General features: G+C 71.6%; 16 protein-coding genes. 14 read left to right on the forward strand and 2 right to left on the reverse strand.

Annotation, left to right across the window (positions count from 1 at the left end; translation table 11 throughout):
• The 6 genes from GVN67_RS15865 to GVN67_RS29725 form a co-directional block, all read left to right on the forward strand.
• Positions 1 to 352: DUF2497 domain-containing protein (locus tag GVN67_RS15865; RefSeq protein ID WP_159997666.1), on the forward strand; the 352-nt coding region annotated here is incomplete at its 5' end.
• Positions 353 to 488: 136 nt separating this feature from the next.
• Complete coding sequence (locus GVN67_RS15870) at positions 489 to 3,185, forward strand: valine--tRNA ligase (RefSeq protein WP_159997668.1); 2,697 nt, start codon at positions 489 to 491, stop codon at positions 3,183 to 3,185.
• 237 nt (positions 3,186 to 3,422) lie between these two features.
• On the forward strand, positions 3,423 to 4,739 hold the full coding sequence (locus tag GVN67_RS15875; protein ID WP_159997670.1) for an MFS family transporter: 1,317 nt from the start codon (positions 3,423 to 3,425) through the stop codon (positions 4,737 to 4,739).
• A 148-nt stretch (positions 4,740 to 4,887) separates the two neighbouring features.
• Entirely contained in the window at positions 4,888 to 6,612 is a 1,725-nt protein-coding gene (ilvD, locus tag GVN67_RS15880) for a dihydroxy-acid dehydratase (RefSeq protein WP_159997672.1), read from the forward strand.
• 261 nt (positions 6,613 to 6,873) lie between these two features.
• The gene (locus tag GVN67_RS15885; protein WP_159997674.1) at positions 6,874 to 7,308 is read left to right on the forward strand and encodes a YXWGXW repeat-containing protein; all 435 of its coding nucleotides are present in this window, start codon (positions 6,874 to 6,876) and stop codon (positions 7,306 to 7,308) included.
• 4 nt (positions 7,309 to 7,312) lie between these two features.
• Positions 7,313 to 7,480 carry a hypothetical protein gene (locus GVN67_RS29725; RefSeq protein WP_200845283.1) on the forward strand — a complete coding sequence of 56 codons (168 nt, stop codon included), beginning with the start codon at positions 7,313 to 7,315 and terminating at the stop codon, positions 7,478 to 7,480.
• 39 nt (positions 7,481 to 7,519) lie between these two features.
• Here the strand turns inward: GVN67_RS29725 and xth are convergent, their stop codons facing one another.
• Together xth and GVN67_RS15895 are read right to left on the reverse strand one after the other, a co-directional pair.
• Positions 7,520 to 8,287 (reverse strand): exodeoxyribonuclease III, encoded by a 768-nt coding sequence (xth, locus tag GVN67_RS15890; RefSeq protein WP_159997676.1) that lies wholly within the window; start codon positions 8,285 to 8,287, stop codon positions 7,520 to 7,522.
• Positions 8,288 to 8,296: 9 nt separating this feature from the next.
• A complete protein-coding gene (locus tag GVN67_RS15895; RefSeq protein WP_159997678.1) occupies positions 8,297 to 8,650 on the reverse strand; it encodes an iron-sulfur cluster assembly accessory protein in 354 nt (117 codons plus the stop codon).
• A 134-nt stretch (positions 8,651 to 8,784) separates the two neighbouring features.
• Here GVN67_RS15895 and GVN67_RS15900 point away from each other — a divergent pair, with 134 nt between their 5' ends.
• The 8 genes from GVN67_RS15900 (at position 8,785) to GVN67_RS15935 (ending at position 16,733) form a co-directional block, all read left to right on the forward strand.
• The gene (locus GVN67_RS15900) at positions 8,785 to 9,936 is read left to right on the forward strand and encodes a deoxyguanosinetriphosphate triphosphohydrolase (protein ID WP_159997680.1); all 1,152 of its coding nucleotides are present in this window, start codon (positions 8,785 to 8,787) and stop codon (positions 9,934 to 9,936) included.
• A gap of 9 nt (positions 9,937 to 9,945) precedes the next feature.
• Positions 9,946 to 11,736 (forward strand): arginine--tRNA ligase, encoded by a 1,791-nt coding sequence (gene argS / locus GVN67_RS15905; RefSeq protein ID WP_200845284.1) that lies wholly within the window; start codon positions 9,946 to 9,948, stop codon positions 11,734 to 11,736.
• 68 nt (positions 11,737 to 11,804) lie between these two features.
• Entirely contained in the window at positions 11,805 to 12,590 is a 786-nt protein-coding gene (locus GVN67_RS30065; RefSeq protein ID WP_235035327.1) for an SPOR domain-containing protein, read from the forward strand.
• 17 nt (positions 12,591 to 12,607) lie between these two features.
• Complete coding sequence (gene nagZ, locus GVN67_RS15915; RefSeq protein ID WP_159997682.1) at positions 12,608 to 13,606, forward strand: beta-N-acetylhexosaminidase; 999 nt, start codon at positions 12,608 to 12,610, stop codon at positions 13,604 to 13,606.
• Positions 13,603 to 14,304, forward strand: coding sequence for a site-2 protease family protein (locus tag GVN67_RS15920; protein WP_159997684.1), 702 nt, complete (start codon positions 13,603 to 13,605; stop codon positions 14,302 to 14,304). Before nagZ ends, GVN67_RS15920 begins: the two co-directional genes overlap by 4 nt.
• Complete coding sequence (locus tag GVN67_RS15925) at positions 14,301 to 15,089, forward strand: ScpA family protein (protein WP_159997686.1); 789 nt, start codon at positions 14,301 to 14,303, stop codon at positions 15,087 to 15,089. The genes GVN67_RS15920 and GVN67_RS15925 overlap by 4 nt, the downstream gene beginning before the upstream one ends.
• Positions 15,073 to 15,699 carry an SMC-Scp complex subunit ScpB gene (gene scpB / locus GVN67_RS15930; protein ID WP_159997688.1) on the forward strand — a complete coding sequence of 209 codons (627 nt, stop codon included), beginning with the start codon at positions 15,073 to 15,075 and terminating at the stop codon, positions 15,697 to 15,699. Before GVN67_RS15925 ends, scpB begins: the two co-directional genes overlap by 17 nt.
• Complete coding sequence (locus GVN67_RS15935) at positions 15,696 to 16,733, forward strand: ABC transporter ATP-binding protein (protein WP_159997690.1); 1,038 nt, start codon at positions 15,696 to 15,698, stop codon at positions 16,731 to 16,733. The genes scpB and GVN67_RS15935 overlap by 4 nt, the downstream gene beginning before the upstream one ends.
• Positions 16,734 to 16,777 lie beyond the last annotated feature (44 nt).

The following is a 16,777-nucleotide window of genomic DNA, read 5'->3' on the forward strand; positions in this document are numbered from 1 at the left end:
AGCCTATATGCCGCCCGCCTATGTCGCGCCCGCGCCGGTGCCTACCCCGGTGCCTGCCCCGGTTCCGGCGCCCGTCGCCGCCCCCCTGGCCGCTGCCGAGGCCGAGCAGGGCAGCCTGCTGGGCCCGATCGCCGCCGCGGCCGCCGCCGCCGCGCTGGGCCAGCTGGCCCGCGCCGTGGCCGACGACCGCAAGGCGCCGGTGCTGCGGTCGGGCGGTGCCAGCATCGAGGATGTGGTGCGCGAGGAGCTGCGCCCGCTGCTGAAGGGCTGGCTGGACCAGCATTTGCCGGCGATGGTCGAGCGCCTGGTCAAGGCCGAGATCGAACGCGTCCTGGCCCGCCCCCCGCAGTAAGCACCACCGCCCCCCAGCGGGGGGCGGCCCAGGCAGAAAGAGAAGGGGGCCTGGGGGAATTCCTTCCCCCAGCCCTTTCTTGCTTTCGACCCCTTCCTCTTGACGACCGGCGCTGATGGCGCCCAAGGCAGCGCCCATGCTCGAAAAGAACCTTCTCCCCGCCAGCTTCGAACAGCGCCTGTATGAGGGCTGGGAGGCTGCCGGCAGCTTCGGCGCGCATCCCGAGAGCGCGGCCGACCCCTTCACCATCATGATCCCGCCGCCGAACGTCACCGGCAGCCTGCATATCGGCCATGCCCTGACCTTCACCATCCAGGACACGCTGATCCGCTGGCGCCGGATGCAGGGGCGGGACGCGCTGTGGCAGCCGGGCACCGACCATGCCGGGATCGCCACGCAGATGGTGGTGGAGCGGCTGCTGGCGACGCAGGGCGTGCAGCGCCGCGAGATCGGCCGCGAGAAGTTCCTGGAGCATGTCTGGGAGTGGAAGGCGCAGTCGGGCGGCAATATCACCCGGCAGCTGCGCCGGCTGGGCGCCAGCCTGGACTGGCCGCGCGAGCGCTTCACCATGGATCCCGGCCTGTCGGATGCGGTGCGCGAGGTCTTCGTCACGCTGCACGAGCAGGGGCTGATCTATCGCGACCGCCGGCTGGTGAACTGGGACCCGAAGTTCCAGACGGCGATCTCCGACCTCGAGGTGGAGAGCCGCGACGTCAAGGGCAGCCTGTGGCACCTGCGCTATCCGGTGGAGGGCGAGGCCGGCCGCTTCATCGTGGTGGCGACGACCCGCCCCGAGACCATGCTGGGCGACACCGCCATCGCGGTTCACCCCGAGGATGACCGCTTCCGCGACCTCATTGGAAAATTCGCGATCCTGCCGCTGGTGGGCCGCCGCATCCCGATCGTGGCCGACGAGTATTCCGACCCGGAGAAGGGCTCGGGCGCGGTGAAGATCACGCCGGCGCATGACTTCAACGATTTCGCCGTCGGCAAGCGGCACGGCCTCGCCATGCCGTCGGTGCTGGACGCCGATGGCGCCGTCTTCCTGGCCGAGATCGAGGCCGACCTGGTCGCCATCGACAACATCGCCGACCCGGCCTTCGTGCAGGGCCTGGCCGGCCAGGACCGCTTCGACGCGCGCAAGGCGATCGTCGCCGAGCTGGAGCGGCTGGAGCTGGTCGAGCAGATCGAGGTGCACAACCACGCGGTGCCGCATGGCGACCGCTCGGGCGTGCCGATCGAGCCGCGGCTGACGCTGCAATGGTATTGCGACGCGGCGACCCTGGCCAAGCCCGCCATCGAGGCGGTGGAGACCGGCAAGACCGAGTTCGTGCCGAAGCACTTCGAGAACATTTTCTTCAGCTGGATGCGTGACATCCAGCCTTGGTGCATCAGCCGCCAGCTGTGGTGGGGCCACCAGATCCCGGCCTGGTACGCGCCGGATGGCAGCTTCTACGTCGCCCGCAGCGAGGAGGAGGCGCTGGCCCAGGCGCGCCAGAAGCTTGGGCCCGATGTCACGCTGACCCGCGACGAGGATGTGCTCGACACCTGGTTCAGCTCCGCCCTGTGGCCGTTCAGCACGCTGGGCTGGCCGAACAAGACGGCCGAGCTGGAAAAATACTATCCGGGCGACGTGCTGGTCACCGGCTGGGACATCATCTTCTTCTGGGTCGCCCGGATGATGATGATGGGCCACCACTTCATGGGCGCCGCCCCGTTCAAGACCGTCTACATCCATGGCCTCGTCCGCGACGAGAAGGGCCAGAAGATGTCCAAGTCGAAGGGCAATGTCATCGACCCGCTGGAGCTGGTGGAAAGCTTCGGCGCCGATGCGCTGCGCTTCGCCATCGCCTCGATGGCGACGCCGGGCCGCGACGTGAAGCTCGGCCGGAAGCGGGTGGAAGATTTCCGTTCGTTCGGCACCAAGATCTGGAACGCCGCGCGCTTCTGCGAGATGAACGGCATCGCGCCCGACGCCGCCTTCGACCCCTCCAAGGTCGAGACGCCGCTGGCGCGCTGGATCCTCGACGCCTCGAACGCCGCCATCCTGGAGGCGACGGCGGCGCTCGAAGCCTATCGCATGGATGACTATGCCAGCGCCTGCTACCGCTTCGTCTGGAACAGCTTCTGCGACTGGTTCCTGGAATTCGCCAAGCCCGCCCTGAACGGCCCCGGCACGGCCGAGAAGGCCGAGGTGAAGGGCGCCGCGCAGCATGTGCTGGGCACCATCCTGAAGCTGCTGCATCCGGTGATGCCGTATCTGACGGAAGAGCTCTGGGACCACTTCGGCTACGGCCCGGAATGCAGCCTGATCGGCGAGAGCTGGCCGCAGCCGGTGGCCGTCCCCGGCGCCGAGGCGGCGCGGGCCGAGCTCGACTGGCTGGTGTCGCTGATCTCGGCGGTGCGCGGCGTGCGCTCCGAGATGAATGTGCCGCCGTCGGTCACCGTGCCGTTGCTGGCGCAGGGGGCGACGCCGGAGACGCTGGCGCGCGGCGCCCGCTGGGCCGATGCCATCCGCCGGCTGGGTCGCGCCACCGAGTTCCGCGCCCCGGCCGAGGGCGAGGCGGTCAAGGGTGCCCAGGTGACGGTGGGAGAGGCGACCATCCTGCTGCCGCTGGCCGGCGTCATCGATCTGGCCGCCGAGCGCGCGCGGCTGATGAAGGAGCGCGACAAGGCCCAGGCCGAGGGGGCCAAGGTGGCGCAGAAGCTGGGCAATGCCGACTTCGTGGCGCGGGCCAAGCCGGAAGTGGTGGAGGAGAACCGCGAGCGCCTCGCCGCCGCCGAGGCCGAGGTGGCGCGGCTCGACGCCGCCATGGCGCGCATCGCGGAATAATCCGCGGCCCGACTGAAAGCCTGCGCGGGGTCGCGTAACCCCGTGCAGGCGGCGGGGCTTTTGCCCGGCCCCGGCCTTATTCCGCTCCGACCCATCAGAAAATGCGATGGCTGCCGTGCCGAACCAACGCGGCTCCAGCAGGGCCGGGCGAATACCGCGCCGCTTTCGGCTGGGTTATCGTCTCTTATACCAGACCTGGCGCGCCCCCCTGCGCCCGGGACGGGGACAGGAGATTCCATGACAGCCGACCCGGTCGCCGAGGTGAAAGACCCTCACGATACCCGCAAGCGCGTTTTCGCCATCATCGGCGGCTCCTCCGGCAATCTGGTCGAGTGGTATGACTTCTACGTCTATGCCGCGACGGCGCTGTATTTCGCGCCGACCTTCTTCCCCGGCGGCAATCCGACGGTGCAGCTGCTGAACACGGCGGCGATCTTCGCGGTCGGCTTCCTGATGCGGCCGATCGGCGGCTGGCTGTTCGGCCGCATCGCCGACAAGCAGGGCCGCCGCGCCTCGATGCTGATCTCGGTGCTGCTGATGTGCTTCGGCTCGCTGATGATCGCGGTGCTGCCGGGCTATGACAGCATCGGCATCGCCGCCCCCGCGCTGCTGCTGCTGGCCCGCCTGCTGCAGGGCCTGTCGGTCGGCGGCGAGTACGGGACCTCGGCCACCTATATGTCCGAGGTGGCGGTGGCCGGGCATCGCGGCTTCTTCGCCTCCTTCCAGTATGTGACGCTGATCGGCGGGCAGCTGCTGGCGCTGCTGGTCGTGGTGGTGCTGCAGAATGTCTATACCGGCGACGAGATCCGCGCCTGGGCCTGGCGCATCCCCTTCTTCATCGGCGCCGCGACCGCGGTGATCGCGCTGTTCCTGCGCCGCGCGCTGCACGAGACGACGACCGAGGAAGACCGCAAGCGCAAGGGCGCCGGCACGATTTCTCTTCTGTTGGCGCATCCCAAGCCGCTGCTGCAGGTGATCGGCCTGACCGCCGGCGGCAGCCTGGCCTTCTATGCCTTCACCACCTACATGCAGAAATTCCTGGTCAACAGCGCCGGCTTCTCGGCCGCCAAGTCCAGCGAGACCATGGCGGCGGTGCTGTTCTGCTACATGCTGCTGCAGCCGCCGCTGGGCGCGCTGTCCGACCGCATCGGCCGCCGCAACTGCCTGCTCATTTTCAGCGCGGGCATGGCGATCGCGACGGTGCCGATCATGACCTATCTGTCCGGCGTCACCTCGCCGATGGGCGCCTTTGTCGGCATCCTCGGCGCGCTGTTCATCGTCAGTTTTTATACGTCGATCAGCGGCGTGGTGAAGGCAGAAATGTTCCCGGCCGAGATCCGGGCGCTGGGTGTCGGCCTCGGCTACGCCATCGCCAATTCGCTGTTCGGCGGCACGGCGGAATATGTCGCGCTCTACCTGAAGAGCATCGGCCTGGAGAGCGCCTTCTTCTGGTACGTCGCGGTCTTCGCGGTGGTCTCGCTGGTCGCGACCCTGTCGATGAAGGACCCGCGCAGCCACGGCTACATGCCGGTGCCGGGGCGCGAGAAGAACTAAGCCCGGTCGCAAGGCGGGAAGGGAAGGGGCCGGGGGCGCAAGCCTGCCGGCCCTTTTCGATGGGCTGCCCTGCTGGCCTGCAGGGTTGCGGACAAAGCTTTGTTGCGCGATACCGGGGTCGGGACGCAATGAAGGAAGGTTCACCCACATGGCTGAGCACAAATGGGATAAGTCGCGCCTGCCGAGCCGGCATGTCAGCGTCGGCCCGGAGCGCGCCCCGCACCGCTCCTACTACTATGCCATGGGGATGACCGAGGAGGAGATCGCCCAGCCCCTGGTCGGCGTCGCCACCTGCTGGAACGAGGCCGCCCCCTGCAACATCGCGCTGAACCGCCAGGCGCAGAGCGTCAAGCAGGGCGTCAAGGCGGCCTTCGGCACGCCGCGCGAGTTCACCACCATCACGGTGACCGACGGCCTGGCCATGGGCCACCAGGGGATGAAGTCGTCGCTGGCCTCGCGCGACGCCATCGCCGACACGGTCGAGCTGACCATGCGCGGCCACTCCTATGACGCCATGGTCACGCTGGCGGGCTGCGACAAGTCGCTGCCGGGCATGATGATGGCCATGCTGCGGCTGAACGTGCCCAGCGTCTTCATGTATGGCGGCTCGATCCTGCCCGGGAAGTTCAAAGGCCGCGACGTCACCGTGGTCGATGTCTTCGAGGCGGTCGGCCAGCACGCCGCCGGCAACATGTCGGACGAGGACCTGCACGCCCTCGAATGCGTCGCCTGCCCCAGCGCCGGCGCCTGCGGCGGCCAGTTCACCGCCAACACCATGGCCACCGTCTCCGAGGCGATCGGCCTGGCGCTGCCGGGTTCCGCCGGCGCGCCCGCGCCCTACGAGGATCGCGACCGCTGGGCGGTGGAATCCGGCAAGGCCGTGATGAACCTGCTGCGGAAGAATATCCGGCCGCGGGATATCGTCACGCTGAAGTCGCTGGAGAATGCGGCCATCGTGGTCGGCGCCACCGGCGGCTCGACCAATGCCGGGCTGCATCTGCCAGCCATGGCGCATGAGGCGGGGATCCGCTTCACCCTCGACGACGTCGCCGCCATCATGCGCCGCACCCCCTACATCGCCGACCTGAAGCCGGGCGGGAAGTATGTCGCGCTCGACGTGCACAATGTCGGCGGCATTCCGATCATCATCAAGGCGCTGCTCGATGCCGGGCTGCTGCATGGCGACTGCCTGACGGTCACCGGCAAGACCCTGGCCGAGAACCATGCCGATATCGTCTTCCCGACCGACCAGGACGTCATCTACCCGGTGTCGCGCGCCATCACCCCCACCGGCGGCGTGGTGGGCCTGAAGGGCAACCTCGCCCCCGACGGCGCCATCGTGAAGGTGGCCGGCATGAAGACGCTGCGCTTCGAGGGCACCGCGCTGTGCTTCGACTGCGAGGAGGACGCCTTCGCCGCCGTCGACCAGCGCGCCTACAAGAAGGGCGACATCCTGGTGATCCGCTACGAGGGGCCGAAGGGCGGCCCCGGCATGCGGGAGATGCTGTCCACCACCGCCGCCATCTATGGCCAGGGCATGGGCGAGGATGTGGCGCTGATCACCGATGGCCGCTTCTCCGGCGCCACGCGCGGCTTCTGCGTCGGCCATGTCGGGCCCGAGGCCGCGGTCGGCGGCCCGATCGGCCTGCTGAAGAATGGCGACCGCATCGTCATCGATGCCGAGAAGGGCACCATCGACGTCGCGCTGACCGACGAGGAATGGGCCCGCCGCCGCGCCGAATGGAAGCCGCGCGGCACCGACTACAATGCCGGGGCGCTGTGGAAATACGCCCAGCTGGTGGGCCCGGCGCATCTGGGCGCCGTCACCCATCCGGGTGGCGAGGCGGAGACGCATTGCTACGCCGACATTTGATGCGCGACTGAAATCGCGGGTTCGCGAGCGGGCGGGGCACTTCGGGGCCCCGCCTTTTTTCATGGCGCTGTTTTAATCCCGAAAGTCACGCGCCGTCACAACTTGCCTCGCTTTGCCCTTTTTCTGTCCTTGTGCCGCCATGCTTGGGGGGCAGTCTCGCACCATTGCGGTTGCCGTCGTTGCCGGCCGCAGGGCGCGGGTCCCCCCAGACCCTTTCCGCCCCAGGCGGCCGGCGGCGGCGGTGAACAGAAGGAGATTGCGATGGTCGAGCGCCGTAAGCTGCTCCGTCAGATATTGGCCGGTGTCACCCTGGCGGCCCTGCCGGTGGGCGCGGGTGTCGCCCTGGCCCAGCCCTATGGCCCGCCGCCGGGCGGGCCGGGCGGGCCCCCTGGTGGTCCTCCGGGTGGCCCCGGCTACGGCGGCCCCCCTGGTGGTCCTCCGGGCGGCCCCCCGGGCGGTCCCGGCTATGGTGGTCCCCCGGGCCGTCCGCCGCCGCCGCCGCCGCTGCGCGAGGAGCGCCGCCCCGGCCGCCCGCCGCGCCCCGAGCTGGTCTGGCAGCCCGGCCATTGGAGCCGGCGCCGCGGTGACTATGTCTGGGTGGGCGGCCGCTGGGTCAGCCGGCGTGGCCGCTGGGCCCCGGGCGAATGGGTCGAGCGGCGCGGCCGCTGGGTCTGGGTCGAGCCGGGCTGGAGGTGATGCCATGCGCCGTTTCCCGATCCTGCTGATCCTGGCGGGCGCTGTGATCTCGCTGGGCGGCTGCGTCGTCGCCCCGGCGCCCGGCTATTACGGCCCGCCGCCGGGCTATGGGCCGCCGGGCGGCTATTACCGCCCGCCGCCACCGCCGCCGCCCTACTGGCACCGCTGGTAAAGCGGACCCGTCGCCGCCCCATCGGGGCGGCGACAACTGCTAGAGAAGCTCGAACAGGACCGGCGTGTGGTCCGAGGGGCTGTCCTCGCTGCGCGGGCCGGCATCGACCCAGCCGCGGCTCAGGCGCTCCGCCAGCTCGGCCGAGAGCAGCGCATGGTCGATGCGCAGGCCCCGATTGGCCTCGAAGGCCGGGCCGTAATCCCAATAGGTGTAGAGCCGCTCGCCCGGATGCAGCGCCCGCAGCGCATCGGTCAGGCCGAGGTTCTCCAGCGCCCGCCAGGCCGCCCGGGTCTCCGGCCGCACCAGCGCGTCGGTCGGCGGCAGGGCGCGCGGCGCCAGGTCGAGCTCGGTCGGGCAGACATTGAAGTCGCCGAGGATGGCGAAGGGGCGGAAGCCGTCCAGCTTCTCGGCGGCGCGGGCGCGCAGCCGCTCCATCCAGCGCAGCTTGTAGGCATAGCCCTCGTCGCCGCCGGAATTGCCGTTGGGCAGGTAGATGCCGGCGATGTCGATGCCCTCGGCCGTCACCTCGACATAGCGGGCGTGGCTGTCTTCGTCCTCGCCGGGCAGCGCCTCGGCGGTGACCTCGAAGGGGATGCGGCCGAGCACGGCGACCCCATTGCGCCCGCCATGCTGGCCGACGGCGTGGAAGCGGTAGCCGCTATCCGCGAATTCGGCGGCCGGGAATTCCTCGGTCTTGCACTTCAGCTCCTGCAGGAAGACCAGGTCGGGCTGGGCAGACTCGAGGAAGCGGCGGAGGTTCGGCGCGCGCTTGCGCACCGAATTGACGTTGAAGGTGGCGAGGCGCACGGGGTCTGGTCAGCCGATCGAGAAAGAGGCGCCGCAGCCGCAGCCGGAGGCGGCCTGCGGGTTCTTCACCGTGAAATGCGCGCCGATCAGCTCATCCGCCCAGTCGAGCTCCGAGCCCGCCAGCAGGTCCAGGCTGACCGGGTCGATCATCACCCGGGTGGCGCCCTGCTCGAGCACCAGGTCTTCCTCGGCCACGCTGTCCTCCAGCGCGAAGGAATACTGGAAGCCGGAGCAGCCGCCGGCATTGACCGCGACGCGCAGCCCGGCCTGGGGCCGGCCGTCGCGCGCGGCGATCTCCGCCACCTGGGCGAAGGCCCGCGGGGTGACGCGGAAGGCGGGGGACAGGGCAGCGCCGTCGGGCATGGGTCTGGGACTCCTCGGGCCCCAACATAGGCGGGGCGGCGCGGTTTTCCAATCATGCGCGGGGCCTGCGCAGGGCAGGGCAGGGTCCCTGTGGCGTTGCGACGGCGCCGTCCCGCTGGTAGAGCGCGGCGGTCATGCCCGACCTCGCCCCCTATGCCGCCCGCGCCGAGACCTCGCGCGGCCGTCTCCACCCGGAGCCGGCGAGCGGGGTGCGCTCGCCGTTTCAGCGCGACCGGGACCGCATCATCCACAGCGCGGCCTTCCGCCGGCTGCAATACAAGACCCAGGTCTTCATCTTCCACGAGGGCGACGCCTTCCGCACCCGGCTGACCCACAGCATCGAGGTGGCGCAGATCGCCCGCTCCATCGCCCGCCGGCTGCGCCTCGACGAGGACCTGGCCGAGGCCCTGGCGCTGGCCCATGACCTGGGCCACCCGCCCTTCGGCCATGCCGGGGAGGAGGCGCTGAACGGCGTCATGCGCCCCTATGGCGGCTTCGACCACAATGCGCAGAGCCTGAAGGCGGTCACGGTGCTGGAGAAGCGCTATGCCGAGTTCGACGGGCTGAACCTGACCTGGGAGACGCTGGAGGGCCTGGCCAAGCACAATGGCCCGATCCGCCGCCCCAGCCATTTCATGGCCGAATACGACTCTCGTCATAGCCTGGACCTCTCCAGCCACGCCTCGCTGGAGGCCCAGGTCGCGGCCCTGGCCGACGATATTGCTTATAATAACCACGACCTGGACGACGGCCTGCGGGCGGGGCTTTTCTCCCTGGACGAGGCGGCGGCGCTGCCCCTGATCGGCGGGGCCGTCCAGGAAGTGCGCGCCGCCTATCCGCAGGCGCCGGCGACCCGCCTGGCCGGCGAGGCGATCCGCCGCGTCATCAACGTCATGATCCAGGACGTGGTGGCCGAGGCCGAGCGGCGCCTCGCCGCGCTGGCGCCGGCCGATTGCGACGCGGTGCGCGCCGCCGGCCGCCCGGTGATCGGCTTCTCGGCGCCGATGCAGGACGCCAACCAGCAGGTGCGCGACTTCCTGTTCGGGCGCATGTACCGCCACTGGCGGGTCAACCGCACCACCCAGAAGTCGAAGCGGGTGGTGCAGGTGCTGTTCAGCCTGCTGCATGGCGGGCCCGACATGCTGCCCCCCGAATGGCGCGACCGCGCCGGCGAGGCCGGCAGCGCGCAATGCGCCGGCGTCGTCTGCGACTATATCGCCGGCATGACCGACCGCTTCGCGCTGGACGAGCACCGCCGCCTGACCGACCCTCACATTCCCGGCTGAACGGACACCATGCAACAGACCCACGCCGCCCCGCAGGATATTTTTGCCGCACTGCGCGCCGAGGTCCTGACCTGCCTGCGCCGCCTCCTGCCGGAACTGCCGGAAGAAGCGCTGGCCCGCGTCACCGTCGAGCCGCCGCGCGACGCGTCGCATGGCGACATGTCGACGAACGCCGCGATGGTGGTGGCCAAGATCGCCAGGCTGCCGCCGCCGAAGCTGGCCGCCGAGCTCTCCGCCGCGCTGCTGGCGCTGCCGATGGTGGCGGAAGCCGCCCCGGCCGGCCCCGGCTTCGTCAACCTGCGCCTGGCCGAAGCCTTCCTGCTCGGCCAGCTGCCGGTGGTGCTGCGCGCCGGGGAGACCTATGGCGACGGCGGCGCCGGCCGCGATGCCCGGGTCAATGTCGAATATGTCTCGGCCAATCCGACGGGCCCGATGCATGTCGGCCATTGCCGCGGCGCGGTGGTGGGCGACGCCCTGGCCAATCTGCTGGCCAAGGCCGGCCATGCCGTCACCAAGGAATACTATATCAACGATGCCGGCGCCCAGGTGCAGGCGCTGGGCTATGCCGCCTATTGGCGCTACCTCGAAGCGCTGGGCACCACGCTGACCGAGGAAGACTATGCCGCCGCCGTCCCCGGCGGGCTGCAGTATCGCGGCGACTACCTGGTCCCCGTCGGCGCCGCCCTGAAGGAGAAGTACGGCGACAGCCTGGCGCCCGGCGCGGTCCCGGCCGAGGCGTCGCTCTGGCTGACGGTGGTGCGGGAGTTCACCGTCGCCGCCATGATGGCCGAGATCCGCACCGACCTGGCGGCGCTGGGCGTCGAGCACGACGTCTTCATCAGCGAGGCGCAGCTGGTGCGCGACGGCGTCGCCGACCGCGCCATCGCCGTGCTGGACGCCAAGGGCCTGGTCTATGAGGGCGTGCTGGAGCCGCCCAAGGGCAAGCTGCCGGACGATTGGGAAGCGCGGCCGCAGACGCTCTTCGCCTCGACGCGGTTCGGCGACGACGTCGACCGCCCGCTGCGCAAGTCCGATGGCAGCAACACCTATTTCGCCAATGACATCGGCAACCATGCCGACAAGATCGCCCGCGGCATGCAGCAGCTGGTGCAGGTCTGGGGCGCCGACCATGGCGGCTATGTCAAGCGCATGCAGGCGGCGACCAAGGCGCTGTCCGACGGCGCCGTGCCGCTCGACGTGCTGCTGTGCCAGATCGTCAAGGTGATGAAGGGCGGCGAGCCCGTGCGCATGTCGAAGCGCGCCGGCACCTACATCACCCTGCGCGACCTGATCGACGAGGTCGGGCGCGACGCGGTCCGCTTCACCATGCTGACCCGCAAGTCGGATGCGCAGATGGATTTCGACCTCGACCGCGTGGTCGAGCAGTCGCGCGAGAATCCGGTCTTCTACGTGCAATACGCCCATGCCCGCTGCCGCTCCGTGCTGCGCCAGGCGGGCGAGCCGACGCCGGCCGCCCTGGCCGAGGCCGAGGCGGGCCTCGCCAGCCTGCAGGATGCGGCGGAGCTCGCCTTGCTGCGCCGGCTGATCGCCTGGCCGCGCACGGTCGAGGCCGCTGCTGCGGCGCGGGAGCCGCATCGAATTGCGTTTTATCTCGGTGACTTGGCCAGCGACTTTCATATTTTGTGGAACCGCGGCCGGGAAGATGCGACATTGCGCTTCATCCAGGCGGAGGCGCCGGAGGCCACCCGGGCGCGACTGGCGCTGGTGGCCGCCACGGCCATCGTCATCCGCTCCGGCCTCGCGGTCATGGGCGTCGCACCGGTTGAGGAGATGCGGTGAGGGAAGTTCAGGTCCCGTCCTATCGTATCCGGGAACCCGCTGCCGAGGACACCGGCACGGGACGCCGCATGGCGATCATCGCCGGCGGCCTGGCGGGCGTGCTGGCCGTGGGCGGCATTGTCGGCTGGGCGGTCAGCAAGCTGGGCAACACCACCATCCCGGTGATCGAGGCCGACGCGCGGCCGATGAAGATCCGCCCCGAGGATCGCGGCGGGCTGCGCGTCGCCAACCAGGACGAGATCATCTTCGAGCGCCGCGTCGCCGGCAGCGGCTTCGAGCCGACCGGCCGCCTGGCGCCGGCGGCCGAGACGCCCAATCTCGACGCGCTGCGGGCGGCCACCGCGCCGCCGCCGGCCCCCGCGACGCCGGTACCGACGCCTGCGCCGGCCGCGACACCGGCGCCCCAGGCCGCCGCGCCGCATGCGGCGACGCCGCACGCCGCGGCGCTCGCCACCCAGAACAACGCGCGCCCGCAGGCACCGCCGCCGCCGGCAGCACAACTTGCCGCGCCCCAGGCACCGGCCGCCCCCGCCGCGCCGCCGGCCCCGGTCGGCCGCATCGCGCCGCCGGCAGCCCCCGCCACCCCGGCGCCGGTGCCGAGCCGCGCCGGCACGGTCACCGTGCAGCTCGGCGCGCTGGATTCGGAAGCCGGCGCCCGGGCCGAATGGGACCGCCTGTCGAAGCGCGTGCCGGAGCTGATCGGCGGCCGCAGCCCGCAGATCACCCGCTTCGAGCGCGAGGGGAAGCCGACCATGTGGCGCCTGCGCCTGGGCGGCTTCGAGCATGACGCCGCCGGCTCCTTCTGCGAGACGGTGAAGAGCCGCGGCGGCGCCTGCGCCGTGCTCGGCGGCTGAGGCTGCCGGCCCGGACCATGGCCCCGCCGCGCGCCGCCATCATCGGCCTGTCCGGTCCCGTGCTGCTGGCCGATGAGGCGGCGCTGCTGCGCGAGAGGCGCCCGCTCGGCGTCATCCTCTTCGCGCGCAACGTGCAGGATCCGGCGCAGCTGGCAGCGCTCACCGCCGCGATCCGGGACGAGCTGGGCGAGGACGCGCCGATTCTGGTCGACCAGGAAGGCGGCCGCGTCGCCCGGCTGCGCCCGCCGCATTTTCCGCCCTTTCCCGCCGCCGGCCGCTTCGAATCCCTGCCCGCCGAGGCGGCGCAGGCCAATGCCACCCTGCTCGGGCTGGCCTGCGCCGATGTCGGGCTGGACGTGGTCTGCGCGCCGGTGCTCGACCTGCGGCTGCCCGGGCGGCACAGCGTCGTCGGCGACCGCGGCTTCGGCGCCGACCCGGCCGAGGTCGCCCGGCTCGGCGCCGCCTGGGTGGCGGGGCTGCAGGCGGCCGGCACCATCCCGGTGATCAAGCACATCCCCGGCCATGGCCGCGCCATGGCGGACAGCCATCTGGAGCTGCCGCGGGTCGATGTCTCGCTGAGAGAGCTCCAGGCGGACTTCGCGCCGTTCAAGGCCCTGGCCGGCAGCGGCGCCTGGGGCATGACCGCGCATATCCTGTTCGACGCCCTGGACGACCGCCCGGCGACCCTGTCGAAAAAGATCATCGAGACGGTCATTCGCGGCGAGATCGGCTTCGACGGCCTGCTGCTCTCCGACGACCTGGCGATGAAGGCGCTGTCCGGCACCCCGGCCGCGCTGACCGCCGCGGTGCTGGCGGCCGGCTGCGACGTGGCGTTGAACTGCACCGGGGTGCTGGCCGACAGCCAGGCGGCGCTGGCCGAGTGCCCAGCCCTGACCGAAGCCGCCCAGCGGCGCCTGGCGGAATCGCGCGCGGCGACGGCGGCGCGCAAGCTTCCCCGCCCCGATCGTGCCATGCTGGCGGCCACCCGTGATGCGCTGCTGAAGGACGTCGCGTGATCGACTGGCTGCCGGAGCTGCTCGTCGCCATCCTGGCGACGGTGCTGGCCATCACCCTGCACGAGGCGGCGCATGGCTATGCCGCGCTGGCCCTCGGCGACGACACGGCGCAGCGCATGGGGCGGCTCAGCCTCAACCCGCTGCGCCATGTCGACAAGATCGGCACGCTGATCCTGCCCGGCATCCTGCTGGCCGGGCAGCTGCTGACCATCGGCCGGGTCGAGGTGATGTTCGGCTGGGCCAAGCCGGTGCCGGTGGATCTGCGCCGGCTGCGCAACCCGCGCTACGGCATGGTGCTGGTGGCCGCAGCAGGCCCGGCGATGAATGTCTTCCTGGCCTGGTGCGCCGCCATGCTGGCGCATCCGCTGCAGGAGATGTCGGGCGTGCTGCCGCCCGGGGCCATGGATCTGGGCGTCCGCTTCATCCTGCTGTCGATCATGGCCAATCTGCTGCTCGGCCTGTTCAACCTGCTGCCGATCCCGCCGCTGGATGGCGGCCGCATCATGGTCGGGCTGCTGCCCGCCCGGCTGGCGCTGCCGCTGGCCCGGCTGGAGCCGGCCGGGCTGATGATCGTCATGCTGCTGATCTTCGTGCTGCCGCGGGTGTCGGACAGCCTCGACGTCATGGGCTGGCTGGTCGGGCTGGTCACCGGCCCCGGCTTCCGCCTGATCCTGTGGCTGGCCGGGCACGGGCCATGACCACCGACGCGGCCCCGGACCGGCTGCATGTCCGGCTGGAGGTCTATGAAGGCCCGCTCGACCTGCTGCTGGAGCTGGCCCGGGCGCAGAAGGTCGATATCGCCCGCATCTCCATCCTGGCCCTCGTCGACCAGTATCTGGCGGTGATCGAGGGGGTGCAGCGCGTCCGCCTGGAGCTCGCCGCCGACTGGCTGGTGATGGCCGCCTGGCTGGCCTGGCTGAAATCCCGCCTGCTGCTGCCCGAGGACCCGCAGGAGGAGGAGGATGCCGAGGCGCTGGCCGGCCAGCTGGCCGAGCGCCTGGCCGAGCTCGAGCGCATGCGCGAGGCCGCCCGCTGGCTCGGCACCCGGCCGCAGCTGGGGCAGGAGGTGCTGGAGCGCGGCGACCCCGAAAGCCTGGTGCGGCAGGAGCAGGGCGCGCTGAACGCCGACCTGCCGGCGCTTCTCCGCGCCTATGTCGACGCCCTGCGCCGCTCCAACGCCCGCCGCCCGTATCGCCCGAAGCCCAGGAAGCTGTGGACGGTGCAGGAGGCGCTGGAGCGGCTGGCGCGGCTGGTGGGCAGCCTGCCGGAATGGGGCGAGCTGCAGCGTTTCCTGCCCGAGACCCTGCTCGACCCGGTGGAGCGCCGCGCGGCGCTGGCCGCCACGCTGATCGCCGGCTTGGAGATGGCGCGCGGCGGCGGTATCGAATTGCGCCAGGAGGCCGCCTTCGGCCCCATCCTGCTGCGCCGCCGCCCCGACCGGGTGGCCGAGGAGACCGAGACGCCGCATGACGCTGCCGCCTGACCCGCAGCCCGCCCCGCCCGACGCCGCGCCGCGCGACCCCGCCGGCATCGCGCCGCTGGAGCATGCGCTGCGCCTGGCCGAGGCCCTGGTCTTCGCCGCCGACCGCCCCGTGGCACCTGAGCGCCTGCAGGCCGTGCTGCCCGAGGGGCTGCGCGCCGAGGCGGTGCTGACCCTGCTGGCCGCCCGCTATGCCGGCCGCGGCGTCGAGCTGACCGAGGTCGCCGGCGGCTATGCCTTCCGCACCGCCGCCGACCTGGCGCCGATCCTGACCAAGGTGGTCGAGACCCCGCGCCGGCTGCCGCGGGTGGCGATGGAGGCGCTGGCCATCGTCGCCTACCACCAGCCGGTCACCCGGCCGGAGATCGAGGAGATCCGCGGCACCAGCCTGTCCCAGGCGACGCTGGAGCTGCTGCTGGAGCAGGCGCTGATCGCCCCGCGCGGCCGCAAGGAGGTGCCGGGCCGGCCGACGCTGTGGGGCACCACGCCGCGCTTCCTGGAGCAGTTCGGCCTGCGCGCGCTGACCGACCTGCCGCGAAGGGAGGAGCTGCTGGCCGGCGAGGCCGGGCCCAGCCTGCCGAACATGGGCGTTGGTATGGGCCCGGGCGCATGACCCTGCGGCTGGAGGGGATCCGCCACGCCTATGGCGCGCGCGCCGTGCTGCAGGGCGTCGACCTCTCCGTCGCCGCCGGCGAGATTCTCTGCCTGCTGGGGCCTTCCGGCGACGGCAAGACCACGCTGCTTCGGCTGGTGGCCGGGCTCGAGGCGGTGCAGGCCGGGCGCATCGCCATCGGCGACCGCATCGTGGCCGAAGCCGGGCGTGAGCTGCCCCCCGAGGACCGCCGCGTCGGCTTCGTCTTCCAGGACTATGCGCTGTTCCCGCATCTGACCGTCGCGCAGAATGTCGGCTTCGGCCTGGGCCGGATGCCGCGCGGCGAGCGCGCCGCGGCGGTCGAGGCCGCGCTGGCCCGGCTCGGCATGGCCGGCTTCGCCGGCAGCTATCCGCATATGCTGTCGGGCGGGCAGCAGCAGCGCGTGGCGCTGGCCCGCGCGCTGGCCCCGCGCCCCGCCGTGCTGCTGCTGGACGAGGCCTTCGCCAGCCTCGACGCCCGGCTGCGCGAGCAGGTGCGCGACGACACGCTGCGCCTGCTGCAGGAAGCCGGCATCGCCACCCTGATCGTCACCCATGACGCGGAAGAGGCCATGCTGATGGCCGACCGCATCGCGCTGATGCGCGGCGGCCGGGTCGAGCAGCTGGACCGGCCGGAGGACCTCTACCTGCGGCCCCGCTCGCGCTTCGCCGCCCGCTTCCTCGGCCCGGTGAACAGCCTGGCGGTGACCGTGCGCGACGGCGTGGCGCATGGCGCGCTGGGCAGCCTGCCGGCCGGCCTGCCCGATGGCGCGGCCGAGCTGCTGCTGCGCCCCGAGGGGCTGTTCGTCCGGCCCGAGGGCGAGGGGATCCCGGCCACCGTCGAGGCCTGCCGCATGCTGGGCGCGCACCGTCTGGCGGCGCTGCGCCTCGACGGCGGGCAGGCGCCCCTGCAGGCCAGATTGCCGCCCGGCCAGAAGCTGGATGCCGGGGCGCGGGTGGGCCTCGCGCTGGATCCGGAACGTGCCTTCGTGTTTTCCGCCGAAGTGCCTAGATAAGGAGGCAGGAGAGGGGGCGCGGCCCGGCCGGGGACGGCCAGGGC

This window comes from Roseomonas sp. 18066 (assembly GCF_902706185.1).
Classification (GTDB): Bacteria; Pseudomonadota; Alphaproteobacteria; order Acetobacterales; family Acetobacteraceae; genus Pseudoroseomonas.